This window comes from Streptomyces sp. NPDC039609 (assembly GCF_055596705.1).
In genome coordinates, this window is sequence record NZ_JBVIUJ010000036.1 from 1 (window position 1) to 3,612 (window position 3,612).

Here is a 3,612-nt window from a genome sequence, read left to right on the forward strand (position 1 = left end):
CCCGCCCAGGACTCCAGCAGCCGCACACGCTCGGCCTCATCGACCACATCGATCCCACCGATCCGGCCATCAGGATCACCGGAGACGGACTCCAGCACCCGAACCAGCCAGCCCACCATCCGTCGGGCGGTGCCCTCGTGGAAGAGGTCGGTGCTGTACTCCAGCATTCCGGCGATCCCGGCCGGGCTGTTGTCGGTCCCGTAGCGCTCGTTCAGCGCGAAGCCGAGATCGAACTTGGCCGTGCGGGTGCTGAACGCCTCCTCGGCCTCGACCACCACCCCGGGCAGCGACAGCTCGTTGCCGACGGAGTTCTGCAGGCCCACCATCACCTGGAAGAGCGGGTGCCAGGAAGCCGTACGCACCGGGTTGACGGCCTCGACCACCCGCTCGAACGGCACGTCCTGGTGCGAGTACGCCGCCAGGCTGGTCGCACGGACCCGCTCCAACAGCTCCCGGAACGTCGGGTCCCCCGAGGTGTCGGTCCGCAGCACGAGCGTGTTGATGAAGAGCCCGATCATGTCGTCGAGGACTTCGTCTGTGCGCCCCGCGGCCGGGGTGCCCATCGGAATGTCCGTTCCCGCGCCCAGCCGGTTCAGCAGGGTGGCGACAGCGGCCTGGAGCACCATGAACAGGGTGGTGTTCGTGTCCCGGGCCAGGTCGACGAGCGCACGGTGCAGCTCGGGGCCGAAGTCGAGCGGGACCGCGTCGCCGCCGTGGCCTGCCACGTTCGGGCGGGGCCGGTCGAAAGGCAGCTCAAGCCGGTCCGGGGCGCCTTCCAGGGCCTCGGTCCAGTAGGCCAGCTGCTTGCTCACCACGGAGTCCGGGTCGTCCTCGGTACCCAGGAAGGCGTCCTGCCACAGGGTGTAGTCCGCGTACTGCACGGGCAGCGCCGGCCACGCCGGGGCATGCCCCTGGAGCCGGGCGGTGAACGCCGTCTCCAGGTCGCGGACGAGCGGCCCCATCGAGGCGCCGTCGGCCGCGATGTGGTGCACGAGCAGGAGCAGCACCCGCTCGGTCGGGCTGACACTGAACAGGGTCGCCCGGAACGGGAGGTCGGAGGCCAGGTCGAAGACGTGCCGCCCGGCGGCGCTCACCGCGGCGTCCAGCTCGTGCGGGCGGCAGCCGACGAGGTGCAGCCTCAGATCGACGGCGTTCACGCCCAGCACCGTCTGGACCGGGCTGCCATCGACCTCCGGGAAGACCGTCCGCAGGCTCTCGTGCCGCACCACGATGTCGTTCAGCGCCCGCTCCAGGGCCTCAGCGTCCAGGTCTCCGGCGATCCGGAAGGCCACCGGCATGTTGTAGGTGGCGCTCGGTCCTTCCAGTTCGTTCAGGAACCACAGCCGCTTCTGCGCGGCTGACAGCGGTACCAGTTCGGGGCGCTTGGCTGCCCTCAGCGCGGGCCTGGCCGCGGCCGCCTCCGAGACCCGGCCGGCCAGGGCGGCGACCGTGGGAGCCTCGAACAGGACCCGAATCGGCAGCTCGGCGCCCATGACCGTCCTGATCCGGCTGACCAGGCGGGCCGCCAGCAAGGAGTGGCCGCCCAGCTCGAAGAAGTTCTCGTCGACGCCCACCGCGGGCAGGTCCAGGAGCTCGGCGAACAGCCCGCACAGGAGCTCCTCCTGCGGACTGCGCGCGGCCCGACCACTGGTCTCCGGCTCGTGCAGGGGCGCCGGCAGGGCCCGCCTGTCCAGCTTCCCGTTGGCGGTCAGGGGCAGCCGGTCCAGCATCACGAACGCCGTGGGGATCATGTACTCGGGCAGCGACCGGCGGGCGTGCGCGCGCAGCGCGTCCGGGCTCAGCCCGGCACCCGCGGAGTCGGCCACCACGTACGCCACCAGGCGCTTGTCGCCGGGCCGGTCCTCCCGGACCACCACCGCGACCTGGTACAGGTCCGGGAAGCGCCCCAGGACCGCCTCGATCTCGCCGAGTTCGATGCGGAAGCCGCGGATCTTCACCTGGTCGTCGGCCCGGCCGACGAAATCCAGCTGGCCGTCGCCCCGCCACCGCACGAGGTCCCCGGTGCGGTACATGCGGCTGCCGGCCGGGCCGAAGGGGTCGGCGACGAACCGCTCCGCCGTCAGGCTCGGACGCCGCAGATAGCCGCGGGCCAAGCCCTCGCCCGCGAGGTACAGCTCTCCCGGCACCCCTTGCGGTGCCAGCCGCAGGCGCGCGTCGAGGACGTACGCCCGGGTGCCCCGCACGGGTGCCCCGATGGGGGCGGACGCGGACGGGCCGTCGGCGGACAGCGGCTCGCTGGCCGTCGCCGAGATCGTCGACTCGGTGGGCCCGTAGAGGTTCAGCATCCGCCGGTCGTCCGCCCAGCGGGCGATCAGCGAGGGCGGGCACGCCTCGCCGCCGACGCTCAGCACGCGCAGCGCGGGGAAGTCCCGCTCCGGCAGGGTGGCGAGCACACTGGGCGGCATGTCGGCGCAGGAGATCCGGCGGTCCTCCAGGAAGTCGCCGAGGGCGTCCCCGACCAGGGGGCCGGGGGCGGGGACGACGAGGGTGGCACCGAAGCAGAACGCCCGGAGGAAGTCCTCGAGGGCCATGTCGAAGCTGATCGAGGCCAGTTGCAGAACCCGGTCGTCCGCGCGGAGCTCGTACTTCTCCGCCAGCGTGGCGGCCAGCGCGCGGAGGCCGGCGTGCGTGACGGCCACGCCCTTGGGGACACCGGTGGAACCCGAGGTGTAGACGGTGTAGGCCAAGCCGCCGGGCCGGAGCGGGGCGGTCCGGTCGGCATCCGTGGGATTGCCGCCGTCCATCTCCGCCAGGGCCGCGGCATCGTCCAGCACCAGGGCCTCCGGCCCGCCCTGCGGGAGCCGTCCCGCGACCTCCCCGCTGGTGAGGACGCGGACCGGGGCCGCGTCCTGGAGCATGAAGGCGACCCGGTCCGCCGGGTAGTCCGGGTCGATGGGCACGAAGGCGGCTCCGGCCTTCCAGACGCCCAGCAGCGCGGCCACCATCTCCACGGACCGGGGCACCGCGAGGGCCACCAGGTCCTCGGCACCGACGCCCTGGCGGATCAGCCAGTGGGCGACCTGGTTGGCCCGGGTGTTCAGCTCGGCGTAGCTGAGCACGGTGCCCTCGTGCTCCAGCGCGGGTGCGCCGGGCCGGAGTGCCGCGTGCTCCTCGAACATGTCGGTGAAGAACCGGTGCGCGGGGGCGGGGCCGCCCGTGCCCGCGGCGAGCAGTCCGGCCCGCTCGGCCGGGGAGAGCAGCGGGGCGTCGAAGATCGGCAGGTCGGGGCGCTCGGCGAGGGCGCCCAGCAGCAGCCGGAGGCCTTCGGTGAACCGCTCCGCGGTGGTCCGTTCGGACAGGTCGGTGCGGTACTCCAGGAAGCCGTGGAGCCCTCCGGGCCGCCCGGCGGCGTCCGTGGCCTCGTAGAAGTTGAAGGTGAGGTCGAAGCTGGTGACGTCCTTGGTGAGGTCCTCGCCGACCGCCGACAGGCCGGGCAGGTCGAACACGGGGGCCGCTTGTGTGTGCAGCACCAGCATCACCTGGAACAGGGGGTTGTGGGCGAGGGAGCGGTGGGGGTTGACGGCTTCGACGATGCGTTCGAAGGGGGTGTCCTGGTGGGTGTAGGCGGCGAGGTCGGTGGTGCGGGTGCGG

1 protein-coding gene is annotated in these 3,612 nt (G+C 72.7%); it reads right to left on the bottom strand.

Annotation, left to right across the window (positions count from 1 at the left end):
• A partial coding sequence (locus ACZ561_RS40040) for an amino acid adenylation domain-containing protein (RefSeq protein ID WP_471005083.1) occupies positions 1 to 3,612 on the bottom strand: 3,612 nt, incomplete at both ends.